Origin of the sequence: Janthinobacterium agaricidamnosum (assembly GCF_003667705.1) — a bacterium.
GTDB lineage: Bacteria > Pseudomonadota > Gammaproteobacteria > Burkholderiales > Burkholderiaceae_D > Janthinobacterium.
This window is the reverse complement of record NZ_CP033019.1, coordinates 4,820,213-4,838,792: the sequence shown is the minus strand read 5'-3', so window position 1 is coordinate 4,838,792 and position 18,580 is coordinate 4,820,213. Positions and strand designations below refer to the sequence as shown.

General features: G+C 62.1%; 14 protein-coding genes and 1 pseudogene. 7 read left to right on the top strand and 8 right to left on the bottom strand.

What is annotated here, in order from left to right:
- Positions 1-41: 41 nt before the first annotated feature.
- Entirely contained in the window at positions 42-3,581 is a 3,540-nt protein-coding gene (gene dnaE, locus D9M09_RS21840; RefSeq protein WP_230502684.1) for a DNA polymerase III subunit alpha, read from the top strand.
- Between the two features lie 65 nt (positions 3,582-3,646).
- Here dnaE and D9M09_RS21835 read toward each other — a convergent pair whose 3' ends face one another.
- The 4 genes from D9M09_RS21835 to D9M09_RS21820 form a co-directional block, all read right to left on the bottom strand.
- The gene (locus D9M09_RS21835) at positions 3,647-3,877 is read right to left on the bottom strand and encodes a DUF6139 family protein (RefSeq protein WP_070224376.1); all 231 of its coding nucleotides are present in this window, start codon (positions 3,875-3,877) and stop codon (positions 3,647-3,649) included.
- A 118-nt stretch (positions 3,878-3,995) separates the two neighbouring features.
- On the bottom strand, positions 3,996-4,994 hold the full coding sequence (locus D9M09_RS21830; protein ID WP_162995766.1) for a VirK/YbjX family protein: 999 nt from the start codon (positions 4,992-4,994) through the stop codon (positions 3,996-3,998).
- A gap of 46 nt (positions 4,995-5,040) precedes the next feature.
- Positions 5,041-5,580 carry a universal stress protein gene (locus D9M09_RS21825; RefSeq protein WP_121670361.1) on the bottom strand — a complete coding sequence of 180 codons (540 nt, stop codon included), beginning with the start codon at positions 5,578-5,580 and terminating at the stop codon, positions 5,041-5,043.
- A gap of 103 nt (positions 5,581-5,683) precedes the next feature.
- Positions 5,684-6,505: a MipA/OmpV family protein gene (locus tag D9M09_RS21820; RefSeq protein WP_162995765.1), complete on the bottom strand. Its 822-nt coding sequence runs from the start codon at positions 6,503-6,505 to the stop codon at positions 5,684-5,686.
- A 156-nt stretch (positions 6,506-6,661) separates the two neighbouring features.
- Between D9M09_RS21820 and D9M09_RS21815 the strand changes: the two genes are divergently transcribed.
- The 4 genes from D9M09_RS21815 (at position 6,662) to D9M09_RS21800 (ending at position 11,046) form a co-directional block, all read left to right on the top strand.
- Entirely contained in the window at positions 6,662-7,348 is a 687-nt protein-coding gene (locus D9M09_RS21815) for a response regulator (protein WP_070310519.1), read from the top strand.
- Entirely contained in the window at positions 7,345-8,733 is a 1,389-nt protein-coding gene (locus tag D9M09_RS21810; protein WP_121670359.1) for a sensor histidine kinase, read from the top strand. Before D9M09_RS21815 ends, D9M09_RS21810 begins: the two co-directional genes overlap by 4 nt.
- Before the next feature lie 119 nt (positions 8,734-8,852).
- The gene (locus tag D9M09_RS21805) at positions 8,853-10,448 is read left to right on the top strand and encodes an ATP-binding protein (RefSeq protein ID WP_070310518.1); all 1,596 of its coding nucleotides are present in this window, start codon (positions 8,853-8,855) and stop codon (positions 10,446-10,448) included.
- On the top strand, positions 10,435-11,046 hold the full coding sequence (locus D9M09_RS21800; RefSeq protein ID WP_121670358.1) for a response regulator transcription factor: 612 nt from the start codon (positions 10,435-10,437) through the stop codon (positions 11,044-11,046). The genes D9M09_RS21805 and D9M09_RS21800 overlap by 14 nt, the downstream gene beginning before the upstream one ends.
- A gap of 15 nt (positions 11,047-11,061) precedes the next feature.
- Here the strand turns inward: D9M09_RS21800 and D9M09_RS21795 are convergent, their stop codons facing one another.
- The 4 genes and pseudogenes from D9M09_RS21795 to D9M09_RS21780 all read right to left on the bottom strand — a co-directional run.
- Positions 11,062-12,162 (bottom strand): glycosyltransferase family 9 protein, encoded by a 1,101-nt coding sequence (locus D9M09_RS21795; RefSeq protein ID WP_070224383.1) that lies wholly within the window; start codon positions 12,160-12,162, stop codon positions 11,062-11,064.
- Positions 12,163-12,220: 58 nt separating this feature from the next.
- Positions 12,221-13,954, bottom strand: coding sequence for a lipid A export permease/ATP-binding protein MsbA (gene msbA, locus D9M09_RS21790; RefSeq protein ID WP_121670357.1), 1,734 nt, complete (start codon positions 13,952-13,954; stop codon positions 12,221-12,223).
- A gap of 51 nt (positions 13,955-14,005) precedes the next feature.
- Entirely contained in the window at positions 14,006-15,217 is a 1,212-nt protein-coding gene (locus tag D9M09_RS21785; protein ID WP_070224385.1) for an O-antigen ligase family protein, read from the bottom strand.
- Positions 15,218-15,471: 254 nt separating this feature from the next.
- A pseudogene (locus tag D9M09_RS21780) lies at positions 15,472-16,710 on the bottom strand (malic enzyme-like NAD(P)-binding protein); the annotation flags it as partial.
- A gap of 206 nt (positions 16,711-16,916) precedes the next feature.
- On the opposite strand from D9M09_RS21780, the gene D9M09_RS21775 reads away from it, so the two are divergent.
- Together D9M09_RS21775 and D9M09_RS21770 are read left to right on the top strand one after the other, a co-directional pair.
- Entirely contained in the window at positions 16,917-17,942 is a 1,026-nt protein-coding gene (locus D9M09_RS21775) for a LacI family DNA-binding transcriptional regulator (protein ID WP_070224387.1), read from the top strand.
- A 114-nt stretch (positions 17,943-18,056) separates the two neighbouring features.
- A complete protein-coding gene (locus D9M09_RS21770) occupies positions 18,057-18,536 on the top strand; it encodes a hypothetical protein (RefSeq protein WP_205602287.1) in 480 nt (159 codons plus the stop codon).
- Positions 18,537-18,580 lie beyond the last annotated feature (44 nt).

Here is an 18,580-nt window from a genome sequence, read left to right as displayed (position 1 = left end):
ATTGAATTTTGCACGAAACGGTACACAGGATGGAAATGGTAATGCAAGAGGCCGGCGCTCCGGCAGGTTCACAGCAAGCGATGCAGCCCGGTCCGGCTTTCGTCCACTTGCGCGTGCACTCGGAGTATTCGATCGTCGACGGCCTCGTGCGCATCGACGACGTGGTCAAGGCGGCGGCAAAGGACAAGCAGGTGGCGCTGGCCGTCACCGACCTGTCGAACCTGTTTGGCATGGTCAAGTTCTACAAGGAAGCGCGCGGCAAGGGCATCAAGCCCATCGTTGGCGTCGACGTGTGGATCACGAATGACGACAACCGCGAAAAACCGTCGCGCCTGCTGTTGCTGGCGAAGAACCGCATGGGCTATCTGCAGCTGTGCGAACTGCTGTCGACGGCCTGGCTGACGAACCAGTACAAGGGCCGCGCCGAGCTGCGCATCGAGTGGCTGCAAGCGCTGGCGACGAATACCTACGACCTGTACCCGGGCGAAAGCGCGGCCAATGGCCTGATCGTGCTGTCGGGCGCGCATTTCGGCGACGTCGGTATCGCCATCGAGAACGGCAACCTGGCCCTGGCCGAACGCAATGCGCAGCGCTGGGCCGAGATTTTCCCCGGCCATTTCTATATCGAAATCCAGCGCGGCGGCCAGGCCAACCAGGAAGCGCAGGTACGCCATGCGGTGGCGCTGGCGGCCAAGCTGGGCTTGCCCGTGGTGGCCACGCATCCCGTGCAATTTATTTCTCCTGAGGAATTCATTGCCCACGAAGCCCGCACCTGTATCGCCGAAGGTGAAATGCTGGCCAACGCCAAGCGGGTGAAACGCTTCAATGACAGCCAGCGCTTCCTGTCGCAGGCCGACATGGCGGAATTGTTCGCCGACCTCCCGGCCGCGCTGGCCAATTCCGTGGAAATCGCCAAGCGCTGCAATCTGACCTTGACCCTGGGCAAGCCGCAATTGCCGAACTTCCCCACGCCGCCAGGCATGACGATCGACCAGTTCCTCGTGGCCGAATCGCAGGCCGGCCTGGAAAAGCGTTTGATCCAGCTGTATCCGGACCCGGAGCGCCGCGAAAAGGAGCGTCCGCGCTACGAATCGCGTTTGAAATTCGAGACAGACACGATTTGCAACATGAAGTTCCCCGGCTACTTCCTCATCGTGGCCGAGTTTATCCAGTGGGCCAAGGAAAACGGCGTGCCCGTCGGTCCGGGCCGCGGTTCGGGCGCCGGTTCGCTGGTGGCGTATTCGCTGCTCATTACCGACCTTGATCCATTGCAATACAACCTGCTGTTCGAGCGCTTCCTGAATCCCGAACGCGTCTCGATGCCCGACTTCGATATCGACTTTTGCCAGGAAGGGCGCGACAGAGTCATCCAGCACGTCAAGGATTTGTACGGCAAGGAGGCAGTCTCGCAGATCGCCACCTTCGGTACCATGGCGGCCAAGGGCGCGATCCGCGACGTGGGCCGCGTGATGGATTTCGGCTACAACTTCTGCGACGGCATCTCGAAGCTGATTCCGTTCAAGCCCGGTAAACCCGTGTCGATCGCCGATGCCATCGAGGAAGAGCCGCTGCTCAAGGAGCGCCTGGAAAACGAGGAAGAGGTCAAGCAGCTGCTGGACCTGGCGCAGCAGGTCGAAGGCATCACGCGCAATATCGGCATGCACGCGGGGGGCGTGCTGATCGCCCCGGGCAAGCTGACGGACTTCTGTCCGCTGTACACGCAGGGCGGCGATTCGGGCGTCGTGTCGCAGTACGACAAGGATGACGTGGAGGCCGTCGGCCTCGTGAAGTTCGACTTCTTGGGTCTGACCACACTGACCATCCTCGACCGCGCCGTGCGCTACATCAAGCAGCTCGATCCCGCGCAGGCGAACTTCGACCTGGCGACCTTGCCGCTGAACGACAAGCCGTCGTACGACTTGCTGACCAAGGCCAAGACCGTGGCCGTGTTCCAGCTCGAGTCGCGCGGCATGCAGGGCATGCTGAAAGACGCGCGTCCCGACCGTTTTGAAGACATTATCGCGCTCGTGGCGCTGTACCGTCCGGGCCCGATGGACCTGATTCCGGATTTTTGCAAGCGCAAGCACGGCGAACGTTTCGATTATCCCGATCCGCGCACGGAATCGATTCTGTCCGAAACCTACGGCATCATGGTGTATCAGGAGCAGGTGATGCAGATGGCGCAGATCGTCGGCGGCTACTCGCTGGGCGGCGCCGACATGCTGCGGCGCGCCATGGGCAAGAAGAAGGCCGAAGAGATGGCCGAGCACCGCGAGATCTTCCGCGCCGGTGCGGCGAAAGACGGCTTGACGGCGGAAAAGGCCGACGAGATCTTCGATTTGATGGAAAAGTTCGCCGGCTACGGTTTCAATAAATCGCACGCCGCCGCCTACGCCCTGCTGTCGTACCACACGGCGTATCTGAAGGCGCACCACACGGCCGCCTTCATGGCCGCCAACTTGTCGCTGGCCATGGACGACACGGACAAGATCAAGATCCTGGTGGAAGACTCGCTGGAAATCTGCAAGCTGACCTTGTTGCCGCCCGATATCAACGAATCGGACTACCGCTTCACGCCGAGCGGCGCGCCGCCGTCCGTGAGCGGCAAGAAAGTCACGCAGATCCGTTACGGCCTGGGCGCCGTGAAGGGCTCGGGCCAGAATGCCATCGAAGCCATCATCGCCGCGCGCGAGGCGGGCGGGCCATTCACGAGCCTGTTCGATTTCTGCAAGCGCGTGGATAAAAAACAGATCAACCGCCGCACCATCGAGTCGCTGATCCGCAGCGGCGCGTTCGACTGCCTGAAGGTCGACCGCGCCATTCTGCTCGCATCCGTGGCGTTCGCCATGGAATGCGCCGACCAGGCGGCCAAGGCGGCCAACCAGGTGAGCCTGTTCGGCGGCGACGACAGCGACATGGTGGCGCCGCCCGAGTACGTCAAGGTGCCCGTGTGGACAGATAAACAGCGCCTGACGGAAGAAAAGATCGCGCTGGGCTTCTACCTGTCCGGCCACCTGTTCGATTCGTATGCGCCCGAGGCGCGCCGTTTCGCGCGCACGAAATTGTCGGAACTGTCGCCGTCGCGCGAGCCGCGCATGATGGCCGGCGTCATCACGGGCTTGCGCACGCAGATGACGCAGCGCGGCAAGATCCTCATCGTCACGCTCGATGACAAGAGCGGCACGGTGGAAGTGACGGTGTATGGCGAACTGTTCGACGCCAACCGGAAAATCTTCAAGGAAGATGAATTCCTGGCCGTCGTGGGCAAGGTATCGGAAGACCGTTTTTCGGGCGGCTTGCGGATCACGGCCGAGAGCGCTTTCGACATCATCGCCGCGCGCGTGCAATATGGGCGCCAGCTGGGCCTGACCTTGCCGGCCACCCTGGACGCCAAGCGCATCCGAGACGTGATCATGCCGCACCGGGCCGAGACGGGCTTGCCGATCGCCGCGCGGGTCAGCCCGCAAGGCGTCAGCTGCGTGCTGCAGTTTGGCGACGAGTGGAAAGTGGCGCCATCGGATGAATTGCAGATGGCGCTGGAGCAGATGCTGGGTGCGCAAGAGGTGGCGGTCGAATACTGACCGGCACCGCCCGGCGCAGACAACAAAGCCAAACCGCAGACATGCTGGTTTGGCTTTTTTTACGTTTACATGTCTTTCAGGCCCGTGATCGCATAGCCCTTGGCGGCGATCTGCTGGTGCGGCTGTTCGATATGGTAGTCCGGCAATATCTGGGCATCGTCGGCCACTTCGCTGGCGCGTACTTCGAGCTGCCAGTCGGTATTGGTCACTTCTTCCGGAATGAGTTTTCCTTCCGGCACGGCGAGGTAGGAAAAAATGCCGTCGTGCTCGGCCCGGCGGTAGATGTCTACGCGCATGAATGCCTCCTAGTAAGCGTTGGGGGAACCGGCGCACCGTAATGCGTACCGATAGCGCTAGCGTAACAGGATTGCGCCGCGCACGGGTTGTAGCGTGTGCCGCAGGTGGGGGCGGCGCTCAGGCGACAACGGAAGCGTAGTCGTCGTCATCGAGCATGGCCGCTTTCCGCGCCTCGCTGGCGGCGGCCGCAGCACCTGCCGTGGCGGCTTGCATCGGGCTGCGATGGGCGTCGAGGCCGCTGCGCAGGCTGGCGATCATGGCCAGCGTCAATTCGTGGCGCTTGCGTGCTTCCGAGCGTTTTTTGGAAGGAATGTCTTGCAGCGCCGGCAAGGGCAGGTTTTCGCACGCTAACTCAAAATCGCCATCCTGGCGCACTTGCGCACCCAGTTCTTGCCATAGCGCATTGTAGTCGGCGAACAAACGGCCTTTCTTGGCGGAGTGGTGTACGGCGCGGTTGATATTGCCGACAAGAAGCATCTTGCGGCAGCCATGTTCGTACCCCAGTTGGCGCACCAGGCGCACCATCAGGGTCTTGGGACGCATGCCGTGCAAGTCGCGCGTTGCCTCGCGCACGCGGTGTGCGCTTTCCTCGCCCTTCGGGCCTTGCAGGCAGCCGATGCGCATGCCCAGGGTGGCGCGCAACTGGCTGCCGAAGAAGGAAAAGGCGATCGAATAGAGGACGTCGTCGTCATCCACCAGTTGCAGCACCATCTCGCCTTCGCGGTCCATCGGATGTAGCGAACATAGTTGCAGGTGGTAGGACGCGCCCGACTTGCCCGCCACTGTGCCCAGGCGTACGGGCCCGTGCGCCGCTTGAGCCATCAGCTTGCCCCAGCCTTGCTGCAAGATGAAATGGTAGTGTTCGGCCAGCAATTCCACGCGCTGGTGGCAATTCAAGGTCAGGCTCAGGTAAGGCCGGTAGACCTTGTGGATCATGTGCGGATAGGCATGTACCAGATCATGAAACACCGGATGCGAGTTCAGCAGTTGCAGCCATAGTCGGGTTTGGCGCTGTTGCACGCGGGCGCGCAGATGCAGCTTGAGCAGTTCACGCCAGCGGCGCATGCCGCTCGGCATCGCCATCAAGCCGTCAGACAGGGTAATAGTTGGCATCATCGTGCGCATGTCCATGATAAAGGAGGAGCGTCGAAGCCGTTCCGGCTCAGACGGGTACAGGGCTGCTGACGCCCTCGTGGTTTGCCAGCAGGATGGTGGTGCCGCGGCTGCCCCGCGCCAGCTTGCCGGCCAGTCCGCCTGAAAACCGGCGCGGCCAGCCGCCTTGCTTGTGTGCTGGCAAGACGACTTCGTGGCAACCCAATAGCTCAGCCGTATCGAGGATCGTAAACAGCGGCTCGCCGGCGAAAATGTGGGTGCTGAAATCGATATGAGAGCGGCTCAGGTAGAGTCCCGCCTCGTGCATCATGTGCTGCGTGGCCAGGTCAAGGGCATCGCATTCGTTGGCGCTGTGCCGCGGCAGGCCATCGGCGCAGCGTCGCGGCGCCGGTGTCACGTGCAACAGGCTGACGCATACTTTGATGCCCCATTCCTGCAGGCGCCTGGCGTAGCGCGCACCGTAGATGATGTCGCTGGCGCGCTTGACGGGCAAGAGCAGCAGCAAGGTATCCTGGCCCGGCTTGCCGCAGGCGCCCTCGGCGCTGTCCGGGGCGCGGGTGCGTTGCGGGGCAAGGCGCGATGCATGCATGGAAAAGATGGCCGTGGTGGAAAAACCGTGTAATCTTATCCATGCCCGTATCCGCTGTAAATTGGCGAAACAGCGTACGGGTTTCCCTTATGTTCGCGTGTTGTTAATAGCGGTAAGTGACATACACGGCGCCGATCGGCGATGTCTTGCGCTGCACGATGGGGCTCTTGGCCGCGTCGCCCAGACGGCTCTCGACGCCGATCAGCGTATTGATGCCCCAGCGTGCATCGAAGCGGTGTTCCCAGTTGACGGTGGCTTGCGCTTCATAGAAACCGCCCTTGGGCGTGTATTGCTTGAACGAGGTATTGGCGGCCTGGGTGGCCGTCACGCCATACATGGTCTGCACGTACTTGCGCTCGCCCCAGCCCAGCTGGCCGCCGATGGTCACGCTGTCTTGCTGCACGCCCTTGGCATCGGCCCGGCCGTAGATCTGTCCTGTGGCGCCGAAATGCACGTTCGCGCCATTTTCGCGGTTCGACAGGGGAATGTCGCTCGTGACGCTCAGCGACAGGCCCGGCAAAGGCGAATAACCGGCACTGAGCAGGGCGCTGGCGTTGCCCTTGACTTCGCCCATGCCCTTCAGGTAATCGCTGCCGCCCCAGCCGTTGGCGCCCGTGCGCTTGTGGTCTTCGCGGTTGCCGCGGTAGCCCAGTGCGGCGCTGTAGCTGAAGGGGCCTGCCTGGCCGCCATAGCCGATGCCGCGCGACGTGCTGAAGAACAGGCCATTGGCCATGGCGTAATCGAGGATGATCAGCGGCGAGGCCGACAGCTTGTCGGCGCCGGAATAGCTGGAGACGGCGGCGACGCCGCCGCCGATGGTGAAGACATTTTCCGCCGGCGGTTCGGCCGCCGCGGCGGCCAGCGGGTTGAGGATCATGCCGCTGGCAAGTGCCAGCGAGGTCAGCAGGGTTGTGGGTGCGTGCATGGAGTTTTCCGTCAGATGAGAACCGAGTCCGGAGTGGCTCGATTGACTGCCGGTAGTATCTGTCCTTGCCATGAAGGAAAAATGAGCCTTTTATTAAGATTGCATGAAGAGCGCTTCTTTACCCTTTCTTCAGCTTGCGGTGGTTTAATACCCACCATGAAGATATTGCTGATTGAAGATGATATGGACCTGGGCAACGGCGTGCGGATCGCCTTGCGCGACCAGGGCATGCAAGTGGTCTGGGTGCGCAGCCTGGAGGATGCGGCGCGCAGCATCGAGCACGACAGTTGCGAACTGGTGCTGCTGGACCTGGGCTTGCCCGATGGCGATGGCCTCGATTTGCTGGCCCGGCTGCGCGCGGCCCGCTTGCCGGTGCTGATCCTCAGCGCCCGCGACACGCTGGAACAGCGCTTGCGGGGCCTCGATGGCGGCGCCGACGATTACCTGGTGAAGCCCTTCGTGCTGGCCGAGCTGCTGTCGCGCGTGCGCGCCCTGGCGCGCCGCAGCTATGGCTTCGACGGCGACACCATCGAGTTGCGCGGCCTGCTGCTGCAGGTGCCCACGCGCCGTGTCAGCGTGCATGGCCGGCCCGTGGAGCTTACGGCCAGTGAATATGCCTTGCTGAAGACCTTGCTGATGCGCGCCAACCGGGTCATCACGCGCCGCGTGCTGGAAGAACATATCCTGCCCGGCGGGCTGGCCAATGCCAGCAATACCCTTGACGTGCATATGGGCAACCTGCGCCGCAAGATAGGCGAAGGCTATATCCGTACCGTGCGCGGCGTCGGCTATGTGATCGACCAGCAGGGCGAATCATCCACCCAATCGGGTGCCGGCGCATGATGGGGCGTTTCTGGGCCATGCTGCGCCAGCCTACCCTGGTACGCCGCCTGATGATGGCGCAAATGCTGATGCTGACCATGGTGTGGAGCCTGGCCGTGGCGTATGTGCTGGTCGAGGGCGCGGATGAAGCGAGCACTGTCAGCCGCGGCGTCCTGCATGCCATTATCAGCGTGGCCGATAACCTGGCCGAGCAGCCGCAGCGCCAGGAACAAAGCTTGCGCGCCATCGACGCAGCCCTGCGCGAGGAGTTTGAAACGGGGCAGGTGCCGGAACTGGCGCCGCGCATCCTGGTCTGGCGCGAAGGCAAGCTGGTCTACAAGTCGCCCGATGCGCCCAGCGGGATCCGCAGCGCCGGCCCGGAACAGATGGAAGTCGTGTACATCAAGGGCCAGGCCTGGCGCAGCCGCAGCCTGGCCGAGGGCGGCACGCGCGTGACGGTGCTGGAAGCGGGAGGCGCCTGGCAATTGTTCATCACCATCAATTCACGCGGTTACTACCTGCTGCCGTTGCTGATCAGCTTGCCGTTCCTGCTGGTGCCGGCCTGGCTGTCGATCCGCCTTGCCATGCGCCCGTGGCGCAAGCTGGCGCAGGAGGTGGCGGCGCGCGGGCCGCAGGATTTGCGTCCGCTGACCTTCAAGCCGCCGCATGGCGAACTGGCGGCACTGGTTGACAATATCAATGCGCTGCTGCAGCGGGTCGATGCCAGCGCTGCGCGCGAACGCAGCTTCATCGCCGATGCCACGCATGAGCTGCGCACGCCGCTGGCGGCCATGCGTGTCAATGTCGAGGCCTTGCAGGGCCAGGTACATGATGCGCGCCAGCAAGAGCTGCTGGACGGTATCTTGAACAGCGGCAACCGGGCCGCGCGTCTGGTGGGCCAGCTGCTGCAGCTGACGCGCAGTGAAGTGCAGGCGGGTGCGGGCGAATTGCCGCGGCGGCAGGCGCTCGATACCTTGCTGCAAGATCGTCTGGCGGCCCTGTCCGGCCTGGCCCAGGCAGGCGATATCGAGCTTGAATTGCAAGCCAGCGTCTCGCTCAGCGTGCCCGGACAGCGCGAGAGTCTGGTGTCGCTGATCGACAACCTGGTGGAAAACGCCATCAAGTACAGTCCGCGCGGCAGCAGCGTGACGGTGTCGCTGCATGCGGAGCGGGGCCAGGCCGTGTTGCATGTGGCCGATCAGGGACCGGGCATCGCGCCGGCACTGTATGACCGCGTGTTCGACCGCTTTTTCCGCGCGCCGCAGCAGGCGCAGCCAGGCAGCGGCCTGGGCTTGTCCATCGTCGCTTCCGTCGTACGCCAGCATGGCGGCACGATTCAGTTGCACAGCGGTAACGGTGGCCTGGGTTTGCTGGTCGAGGTGCGCTTGCCCCTGGCCGTAGCCTGACCGCGCTGGCAGGCTTTGCGATATTGCCTGAAAATTATTTCATGTGCCTATAACGCAAGATGGCATGGCGTGGCGCACGCTTGCGATGCATAATGCGGAACAGTTTAAAAAACACCGTTATGCGCCCCTTCCTGTCCCGCTACCTGCCGTATCCCGCCTTTGTCGGCCTGTACCTGCTGTTTGACTGGGCCACGTATATTGACCCGATGTACGGGCTGAACATCACCCCGTGGAATCCCGACCCCGCGCTGGGTCTGGTATTTTGGCTGATCCACGGCCGCAAGGCGGCGCTGCCATGGTTCATCGCCCTGGTGGCCGGCGAGGTGCTGGTGCGCGGCATGCCGGCTGGCCTGCCCCTGACCTTGCTCTGTTCGGCGTGGCTGGTGCTCGGCTATGGCGGTATCGGCGTAGTCTTGCGCCGCAGTTTCAGCAGCAGCGACATCTTCGACAACCGGCGCCGCCTGAGCGCCTGGGTTCTCATCGTGCTGCTTGGCACCGCGCTCAATGCAATCGGCTATATTTCATTGCTGTCGCTCACGGGGCGCATACCGTCCGCCGAATGGGGCACGGCCGTCTGGCGTTTCGGCATCGGCGACACGGTCGGCATGCTGGTGTCGATGCCGCTGATCTGGGTGCTGTTCAGCGAACGGGGGCGTGAGCGCCTGCATGCCGCCGTCTGGCGCTGGGAAACCCTGGCGTACCTGGCCCTGGCCTGCTTCGTGCTGTGGAGCGTCTTCGGTTCCATCGTGCGTTCCGAATACAAGCATTTCTATTTTTTGTTTCTTCCCGTCATCTGGGCCGCCTCGCGCCAGGGCTTGCATGGCGCCGTGCTGGCCGTGTTTGTATTGCAGCTATGCATCATCACCCTGGTGAAATGGACGCATGCCGTCGATATCCAGTTTTATGAATTGCAACTGCTCGACGCCGTGCTGGCGCTGGTGGGCTTTTTTATCGGCATCGTCGTCGATGAAATGCGGCAGGTGGCCGACGAACTGAAGCACACGATGCGCCTGGCGGCGGCCGGCGAAATGGCGGCCGCCCTGGCGCACGAGCTGAACCAGCCGCTGACGGCCTTGTCGACCTATGGCAAGGCGTGCGAATACCTGCTGGAACGGGGCGAGAACGGCGCCTTGCTGCAGGGCGCCATCGGGCACATGATCGTTGAATCGGGACGCGCCGCGGACGTGGTGCGCCGCCTGCGCGACTTTTTCCGTACCGGCGCGATGCAGCTCGAGGCGGTGCAGGCGAGCGCCTTGATCGAGGGCCTGGCGCGCCAGTTCGCGCCGCTGTTCCATGAGCATGGCATCGAGCTGGCACTGGCGCCGCCGTCGCCGCTGGCCGTCAATGCGGACCGCCTGCAAATCGAACTGGTATTGCGTAACTTGCTGGCCAATGCACAGGATGCGGTGATGGCCCAGCCGCGCGGCCAGCGCCGCATCACGGTGTCGGCCGAGCCGCTCGAGGGCGGGCGGCTGCGCCTGTCCGTGGAAGACAGCGGGCCCGGCATTTCCAACAGCCTGGCCGCGCGCCTGTTCGAACCGTTCGTCTCGACCAAGGCCAGCGGCCTGGGGCTGGGGCTGGTACTCAGCCGCAGCATCGTCGAAGCCCATGGCGGCCAGCTATGGGCTGAAGTGGGCAAGCATGGTATGTTTCGTTTTATCCTGCCTCTGGCGCACGCCAGTGCAGCCGCCAGGGGAGAGTATGGTGACAAGTAATTTGACGGTGTTTATCGTGGACGACGATCCCGCCGTGCGCGATGCGCTGGGTTTGCTGTTGGGCATACGCGGCTACCGCACGGCGCTGTTTTCCTGCGGCGAGGATTTCCTGCACAGCTGGCGGCCCGAGTGGGCCGGTTGTCTGCTGATCGATATCCGCATGTCGGGCATGGATGGCCTGAGCCTGCAGCGCCGCCTGCTGGAGCTCAAATGCATGCTGCCCATCATCATCATCACGGGGCACGGCGACGTGGCCCTGGCACGCCAGGCATTCAAGGCGCAGGCCAGCGATTTCCTGGAAAAACCATTTGACCACGACAAGCTGCTGGCCGCCATCGATGAAGCATTTTCACGCGAGGCGCAGGCGCGCGGCCAGTTGCAGCGCCAGGTGGATGGGCTCGCCTTGCTGCGCGCCTTGACGCCGCGCGAGCGCGAAGTGATGCAGTTGGTGGTGACGGGCCAGCACAACCGCGATATCGCCCCGGCGCTCGGTATTTCCGTACGCACGGTGGAAGTGCACAAGGCGCGCCTGATGGACAAGCTGGGCGTCGATAATGTGGCCGACCTGGTGCGCATCAGCATGCTGGGCACCGGCTAGCCGAGGAAGAGTTCTCTAGGCGATCGCCTTCAATACCTGATCGCTTGAAATCGCCTTGACCCAGTCGCTGCGCCGCGCCACCGTGATGACGGTGCTGTTGGCGCTGTCGAAGGGGGCCCATTCAGGATTCTTCTTGCGCATCAATGCCACCACGGGCACATGCACGGCGTTTGCCAGATGCATGATCGATGTTTCCACCGAAATAATCAAGTCGCATTGCGCCAGCATGGCCGGCAGTTGGAAAAAGTTGTCGACGGCACTGAAGGCCTGCGTGCGCGGCAAGTTGTGCGCCTGCACGACGGCATCCACCTTGGCCAGTTCCTGCGGCATGGCATTGATCAGGAAGCAGGCATGCTGCCATTTCGGCATCGCTTGCATGCGCGTGATCAGCTCGGCAATGCGCTCCAGGGGCCAGCCGCGCTTGTGCGACTTGGCAAACGGGTTCAATAGCACCAGCGGACCCTGGCGCGGGGCAAAGCCCCAGGCGGCCAGCTGCTCTTGCGCCTGCTGCAATGCGTGCTCGGGAATGTGCACGAAGGGATAGCGTTCGGCCACGGGAATGTCGAGTCCCGTCAATTGATGGAACCAGTCCGCATACACGCTGCTGATATGGTGTTCGCCGGCATCCTGTCCCGCATACGAGGCCAGCACGGCATCGATCTTGCGGTAGGCCAGGTAATGCCAGGGGCGCAATGGGCTGAACGGCTTGCGCGTGCCGATCACCAGCCCGTGCGGGCTGATGGCCCGGGCGAGGTCCGCATATTGCTGTGGCCGTACGTGGGCCAGAGACACGACGACAGGATAGTGCTCCGCCTTGGCTTCGCGCAGCGACTCTTCGTACAGCGCGGGGCTGTAAGTCTTGCGGTACACCTTGGAAAACAGGCCCGACTGTTCCACCCAGTCATACAGCGAATAGGTGCGCAAGCTTTCCCATTGTTTGGCGTCGGACGTGCGTCGGACTTCATCGACCCACAGGTGGATCTGGATATGCGGGTAGGCCGCGGCAAAGGCGCGGAAGCCGTTTTGCAGGTAGGTGAAGTCTCCCAGCGCCAGATGGGCGATGAACAGAATTTTGTCCGACTTTTGTAGCAGTTCGGCGGGAATCAAGGGCGTCATGTATCAGTACGATTTCAGGTATTCATTCGATGGTGTCATACCACTGGGTGGGATGGTGTCATGCCACTTGCTGGGAAAATTGCAGGCGGTGCAGATTGGCATAGGCGCCGTTGGCGTCCAATAATTGCTGGTGACTGCCGGTTTCCATTATTTTCCCATGTGACAATACCACGATACGGTCCGCCCGTTCAATTGTTGATAGGCGATGAGCAATAACTAAGGTGGTTTTTCCTTGCATCAGGTGTTCCAGTGCCGCTTGCACGGCCCGTTCCGCCTCCGTATCCAGTGCCGAGGTGGCTTCATCGAGAATCAGGATGGGCGCATCCTTGTAGATCGCGCGGGCAATGGCCACGCGCTGGCGCTGGCCGCCGGAAAGGCGCGAGCCATTGTCGCCCAGGCGCGTTTCCAGGCCGTCGGGCAAGCCGTCGATGACGTCCGACAGGAAGGCTGCCGCGGCGGCCGCCTCAATGCGCTGCCGGTCCGGGGCCGCATCGCCATACGCGATATTGGCGGCCAGGGTATCGTCGAACAGCACCACCTGCTGGCTGACCATGGCGATCTGGCTGCGCAGGCTGGTCAAGGCGACGGCATCGATATTCTGTCCATCGAGCAAGATTTCACCGCTGCTGACCGAGTAAAAGCCGGGCAGCAGGCTGACCAGGGTCGATTTGCCGCCGCCGGACATGCCGACAAAGGCGACCGTTTGTCCCGGCGCGATGTTCAGGTCGATGTGTCGCAGGGCCGGTTCCGGATGTCCGGGGTAGGCAAAGCTCACGTCCTTGAACTCGATGCGGCCTTTGCTGCGGCCGGCCAGAGCCTTGCCGCCCGTGCGTTCCGGCGTCTTGTCGATCAGCAAAAAGACTTCTTCGGCGGCGGCCATGCCACGTTGCAGGGGACCGTTGACTTCGGCCAGTTGCTTCAACGGCGTCAGCAGCATCAGCATGGCCGTGATGAAGGATACAAAGCCGCCGACCGTGATCTGCCCCTGCTCCGACTGGAACAGGGCCATCACGATGACCAGGGCCACGGCGGCGGCCGTGATCACCTGCGTGATGGGCACGGTGGCGGAAAAGGTCGTGGTCATGCGCATGCTGTAGCGGCGCAATTGTTCGGCGCGCTCTTCGAAGCGCGCTTTCTCGTAGGCCTGGCCGCCGAAGATCTTGATCACTTGCTGCGCGCGCGTGGTTTCTTCGATGACCTGGGTCAGCTCGGCATTGACGGCCAGCGAGTCGCGGTTGAGTTTTTTCAGGCGCTTGCCCGTGGTGCGCACGACGATGGTCAGCACGGGCAGCAGCACCAGGGTCACCAGGGTCAGTGCCCAGTTCAGGTACAGCAGCCATGCCAGCAAGCCCAGCACGGTCAGCGAGGAGCGCACGATCGAGGTAAACACCTTGGTCACCATCTCGATGATCTGCTGCACCTCGAACATGATGGAGTTGATGACCTTGCCCACCGTGTGCGTGTTGTAGAAGTCGATGGGCAAGTTCAGCATGCTGGCAAACATCCGGCGCCGCAATTCGTTGAGGATGCGCGTGGAGACATAGCTCATCAGGTAGCTGCTGGCAAACGTCGACGCGCCGCGGATGGCAAAGATGCCGATGACGATCAGCGGCACCAGCCAGAAGGAAAAACGCACTTTGCCGCCAAAACCATTGTCGAGCAGCAGCTTGAGCGCATACGGCAGCAGCGGTTCCGTGCCCGCCGTGACGACCATCGCCAGCAGGGCCAGGGCCAGGTGTTTCTTATAGGGCGCGTGCAGCGCGGTAAGGCGCTTCAGGTCGGGCGTGAGCATCGGTATGATTCCTTGCAGGGGACAGCAAAAACGGTCAGGCGAAAAACGAGCTCAAGCGGTGCGCTCTTGCTGGCGCAACAGGGCCCACAATATCACCATCGGGAAGACCAGCATGATGATGCCGATATTCAGGGTGAGCGAGCTCGTCGTAAGGCCAAAAATCAGGTAGCAAGTGCATAGCACCACGCCGGCCAGTGCATAGGGCTGGGCAGCGGGGGAACTCTGGCGCAGGGAGCGTGCAAACAGTGCCAACGGTACAAGGAAGAGCGCCAACAAGGCCAAGACACCGATAATGCCGCGTTTGACCATCGTATCGAGGTAGTCGTTATGGGCATTGGTATGCCTGCGTATGGAAATGTTTGCCTTACCTTCCGCCACCAACATCGATTTTTGTTCCATGTAACCGTTGCGACCCAAGCCTGTCCAGGGGCGTTGCTGGGACATATCGATCGCGGTGCGCCACATTTCGAGACGTTGCCCGATGGAGGTATCAACTTCCCCGCGGTCCTCAAATGTGTGAATGTTGGAAATGCCAAGAGTAATGCGCTCTTTTACCGTCGAGTGGGGCAAAACGTAGGCCACGATGGACAGGCCCGCCAGGGCCAACAGTCCCATCATCAGATAGCGTTTGCCATGCTTTTTGCTGTGATGTACGACGAAGAAAATCAGGCAGACGGGCAAGGCGATCCAGCCGCCGCGACTGCCGCTGATGATGGAGCCGACGATGCCTGCCAAGCAGCCCAATAGCATGACGGCTCTCCATAACCAGCGGTGAGCTTGCATGCTGGCCCAGTCGAGCCCGCACATGGCCAACATACCCAGCAAGATGCTGATATTGCCATAGTGAATCGCGTTACTGGTTGCTGCGAGAGGGCGCGGCATATCCTGAATAAAAAATTGCCACATCGCCAATGCTGTGCCAGCAATGGCGCCGACGGCTAAGCCTGCCCACCAAGCCTCCGGCCGTGGCGGATACGCAATGAGCAACAACAGGACGGGTATGGCCAGCAGTGCCCGCAATGGAATGTCGAGTTCGCGGGCAGGATCTGCGTGGTACAGCATGTTGGCCGTGAAAATACAGAAATACAGCAACAGCGTGCCCAGCATTAGATAATCCTGGCGTTGCAGGTTCAGGCGGGGACGTTTCCATAGCAACCAGCTGCTGGCCAGCAGAAGAACCAGCGCGCCAAGGGAATATCCGCTGGTGACAGGCAACGCCAATGCCGAAAAGAGAAAAACACAAACAGAGGTCAAGCCGAGCATGAATATCCTTGGTAACGCACGTCGTCGCCATTATGGCAACTGTAGCAACATAAAGTAGGCGTCATTGTAATCGAAGGTTCATGCAAAAACGCCGACGTAAAAATTGCTTTTTTGAAATCAATTCGCCAAGCCCAAGGGTATAAACGAAAAAACCATGGTTTTGAACCATGGTTTTTTTGTAAGCAATGGTAACTTGCTGTAATTTTGTCAAGGCAAGGCGGGTCTTGCCTTGCGCATCAGGCGGTAGCCGGCACGCGCGTCGCAACGCCGGTGGCGATGGCCGCTTGGGATACGGCAGGCGCGACCCAGTTGCGCAGACGCTCGTCGAACGGTGACGGGATCAGTTGCAACGGCGTCAGGGCGCTGCTCTCGTGGCCTGGCAACGGCTCCTTGGCCAGCGCGGCAATGGCGCGCACGCAGGCCAGCTTCATCTCTTCATTGATGGTGGTGGCGCCCACGTCGAGCGCGCCGCGGAAGATGTACGGGAAGCACAGCACATTGTTGATCTGGTTCGGATAATCCGAGCGGCCCGTGGCCACGATGGCGTCGTCGCGCACGGCGTGCACTTTTTCCGGGGCAATTTCCGGATGCGGATTGGCCAGGGCGAAGATCAAAGGCTTGGCAGCCATCGATTCGACCATCTGTGCGCTGACCACGCCGCCCTTCGAGACGCCGATGAAGATGTCGGCGCCGACCATGGCGTCGGCCAGATCACGGTCGCTCGTATCGTTCGCGTAGCGCGCCTTGTTCTCTTCCATGCTGGCATCGCGGCCCGGGTAGATCACGCCCTGGCTGTCGCACACTTTCAGCAGCGACTTGTTCAGGCCCAGCGAGACGAGCAAGTCCAGGCAGGCGATCGAGGCCGCGCCGGCGCCCGAGACGGCCACTTTCACATTGCCGATATCCTTGCCCACCAGCTCCAGGCCGTTCAGGATGCCGGCCGCGACGATGATGGCGGTGCCGTGCTGGTCGTCGTGGAAGACGGGAATGTTCATGCGCTTGCGCAATTGCTGTTCGATGTAGAAGCAGTCGGGCGCCTTGATGTCTTCCAGGTTGATGCCGCCGAAGGTCGGCTCCATGCGCACCACGGTGTCGATGAACAGATCGGGGTCGTTCTCGGCCAGCTCGATGTCGAACACATCGACATCGGCGAACTGCTTGAACAGGCAAGCTTTGCCTTCCATCACCGGTTTGCTGGCCAGCGGGCCGATATCGCCCAGGCCCAGTACGGCCGTGCCATTGGTGATCACGGCCACCAGGTTGCTGCGCGACGTGTAGGTGCCGGCCGTGCGCGGATCTTCCACGATGGCTTCGCAGGCGAAGGCCACGCCCGGCGAGTACGCCAGGGTCAGGGCGCGGGCGTCGCCCAGCGGTTTGGTGGGCGTGACGGAAATCTTGCCTGCGCGGGGTTGTGCGTGATAGGCGAGGGCGGCTTCTTTCAGGTTGAAGGTTTCGCCGTTCTGTTCGGCATGCTTGCTGTGCGAAGTAGACATAGGAATTCTGGGAGGGGCAACCAGGCCCGAGTGGTAAGTCCGAGCCATGGTATGCAAGCGTTTGCACGCTGTCAAGGCTGGAATGTACTTAAGCGTACCAAAACCGCTTTGGGCAACGGCTTTATTTCAATGCAAGCGTTTGCTCGGTTTTTGACGAAATGGGGAATTTTTACGATAAAATCACAGTATTGCGATCCGGGAAGCCCATGACAAACAAGAACCCCACCTTAAGCGACGTTGCGCGGGCCAGCGGCGTGCACTTTTCCACCGTGTCGCGCGTGATGAACCCGGCAACGCGGCAAATGGTCAGCGCCGAGGTGGCCGCGCGCGTGCTGGCCGAAGCGGGCCGCCTAGGCTACCGGCCGAACCGCGCCGCCTCGACCCTCGTCACGCGCAAGTCGCGCATCATCGGCGTGGTCTTGCCCGACATCACCAACGCTGTTTTCCCGCCGATTTTGCTGGGCATCGAAGAGGGCTTGCGCAAGCATGGCTACCTGGCCATCGTCGCCAATGTGGGCGCCGACGAGGAAGAGCAGCTGTTCGTCATCAACCGCCTGCTGGGGCAGCAGGTCGATGGCCTGATTTTGGCTACCGCACGGCGCGACGATCCCGTCATCAAGATGTGCATCGACCAGAATGTGCCCGTCGTCACCGTCAACCGCAGCGACGAGACGGGCGTCGCTTCCTGCGTCGTCAGCGACGACGTGGTCGGCATGCGCCTGGCCGTGGAACACTTGCTGGCGCTCGGTCACCGCCATATCGCGCACATTGCCGGCCCGGAAAACCTGTCCACGGGCCACGTGCGCCGTCTCGGTTTCCTGGCCGCCATTCAGGCCAGCGAACTCGACCCCTCGCAAGCGTTCGTCTTTGAAAGCAGCGGCTATTCGCGCGAATGCGGCAAGGCGGCCCTGCTGGAACTGCTGCGCCAGTCGCCGCAAACGACGGCCGTGGTGACGGGCAGCGACCTGGTGGCCCTCGGCTGCTACGACGCCATCCGCGAACTGGGCTTGAGCTGTCCCGAAGATATTTCCGTGGTGGGCCACAACGACATGCCCTATATGGATATGATCCGTCCGCCTTTGAGCACCATCCGCATCCGCCACCACGGCATCGGCACGGAAGCGGCCCGGCTGATCCTGCAAACCATCGCCTCGCCCGACTCCCCGGTGATCGACGTGCGACTGAAGCCCGAGCTGGTGGTGCGCGAGTCGACGGCGCCGCCGCGCGCCTGAGCCTGCCACTTGTTGCCCTTCTTTTGCCAGAGTATGTTTAAATCTTGATATTGATATTAATCAAGACAACGCCATGCAGACGACGGAAAAGCATGCACAGCAGGGAGGCCGCTGATGCCGAAGAATTTCGGCATGCCCGGCAACGCCTGGCGCTATGCACTGGGCAGTGACTATGGTTATTGCTCGCCGCTACTCGAAGGCATTGAATTTGAAAACGAGTGGGTGACGATACGCGAATCGGCGATCCGCATCCGTGCCGGTTATGCCTGGGATGGCTGTTCGCCCTGTATCAGCGTGCTCGGCCTGTTTTATGTGGGCACGCCCGATGGCGCGCAGCACCTGGGCTTGCCCGCCACCTACCATGCCAGCCTCGTGCATGACGTGCTGTGCCAGTGGCGCGCCGAGATGCCCGTCACCCGCGCGCAGTCGATCGCCCTTTTCCACCAGTTGCTCAGGGAGGTGCGCTTCCCCCTGGCGGGACTGTATGCCGGCGCCGTCTTCCTGTTCGGGCCGCGGTGTGGCTTCATGCGGCCCGGTGCGCGCGCCGTAGTGGCCGCCCCGCACCCGCCAGGCGCAACATTAAAGCGGCGCTAACGCCGCCGCCGACGCGCCATGATGTTAAACTGGCGCCCCTCATC

Excerpts from the sequence above, each read along its gene's own strand:
- D9M09_RS21810 (WP_121670359.1), top strand. The coding sequence starts at position 7,345 with ATGATGGGGCGTTTCTGGGCCATGCTGCGCCAGCCTACCCTGGTACGC.
- dnaE (WP_230502684.1), top strand. The coding sequence starts at position 42 with ATGCAAGAGGCCGGCGCTCCGGCAGGTTCACAGCAAGCGATGCAGCCC.
- D9M09_RS21820 (WP_162995765.1), bottom strand. The coding sequence starts at position 6,505 with ATGCACGCACCCACAACCCTGCTGACCTCGCTGGCACTTGCCAGCGGC.
- D9M09_RS21830 (WP_162995766.1), bottom strand. The coding sequence starts at position 4,994 with ATGATGCCAACTATTACCCTGTCTGACGGCTTGATGGCGATGCCGAGC.
- D9M09_RS21800 (WP_121670358.1), top strand. The coding sequence starts at position 10,435 with ATGGTGACAAGTAATTTGACGGTGTTTATCGTGGACGACGATCCCGCC.
- D9M09_RS21785 (WP_070224385.1), bottom strand. The coding sequence starts at position 15,217 with ATGCTCGGCTTGACCTCTGTTTGTGTTTTTCTCTTTTCGGCATTGGCG.
- D9M09_RS21770 (WP_205602287.1), top strand. The coding sequence starts at position 18,057 with ATGCCGAAGAATTTCGGCATGCCCGGCAACGCCTGGCGCTATGCACTG.
- msbA (WP_121670357.1), bottom strand. The coding sequence starts at position 13,954 with ATGCTCACGCCCGACCTGAAGCGCCTTACCGCGCTGCACGCGCCCTAT.
- D9M09_RS21835 (WP_070224376.1), bottom strand. The coding sequence starts at position 3,877 with ATGCGCGTAGACATCTACCGCCGGGCCGAGCACGACGGCATTTTTTCC.
- D9M09_RS21805 (WP_070310518.1), top strand. The coding sequence starts at position 8,853 with ATGCGCCCCTTCCTGTCCCGCTACCTGCCGTATCCCGCCTTTGTCGGC.
- D9M09_RS21795 (WP_070224383.1), bottom strand. The coding sequence starts at position 12,162 with ATGACGCCCTTGATTCCCGCCGAACTGCTACAAAAGTCGGACAAAATT.
- D9M09_RS21825 (WP_121670361.1), bottom strand. The coding sequence starts at position 5,580 with ATGCATGCATCGCGCCTTGCCCCGCAACGCACCCGCGCCCCGGACAGC.
- D9M09_RS21815 (WP_070310519.1), top strand. The coding sequence starts at position 6,662 with ATGAAGATATTGCTGATTGAAGATGATATGGACCTGGGCAACGGCGTG.
- D9M09_RS21775 (WP_070224387.1), top strand. The coding sequence starts at position 16,917 with ATGACAAACAAGAACCCCACCTTAAGCGACGTTGCGCGGGCCAGCGGC.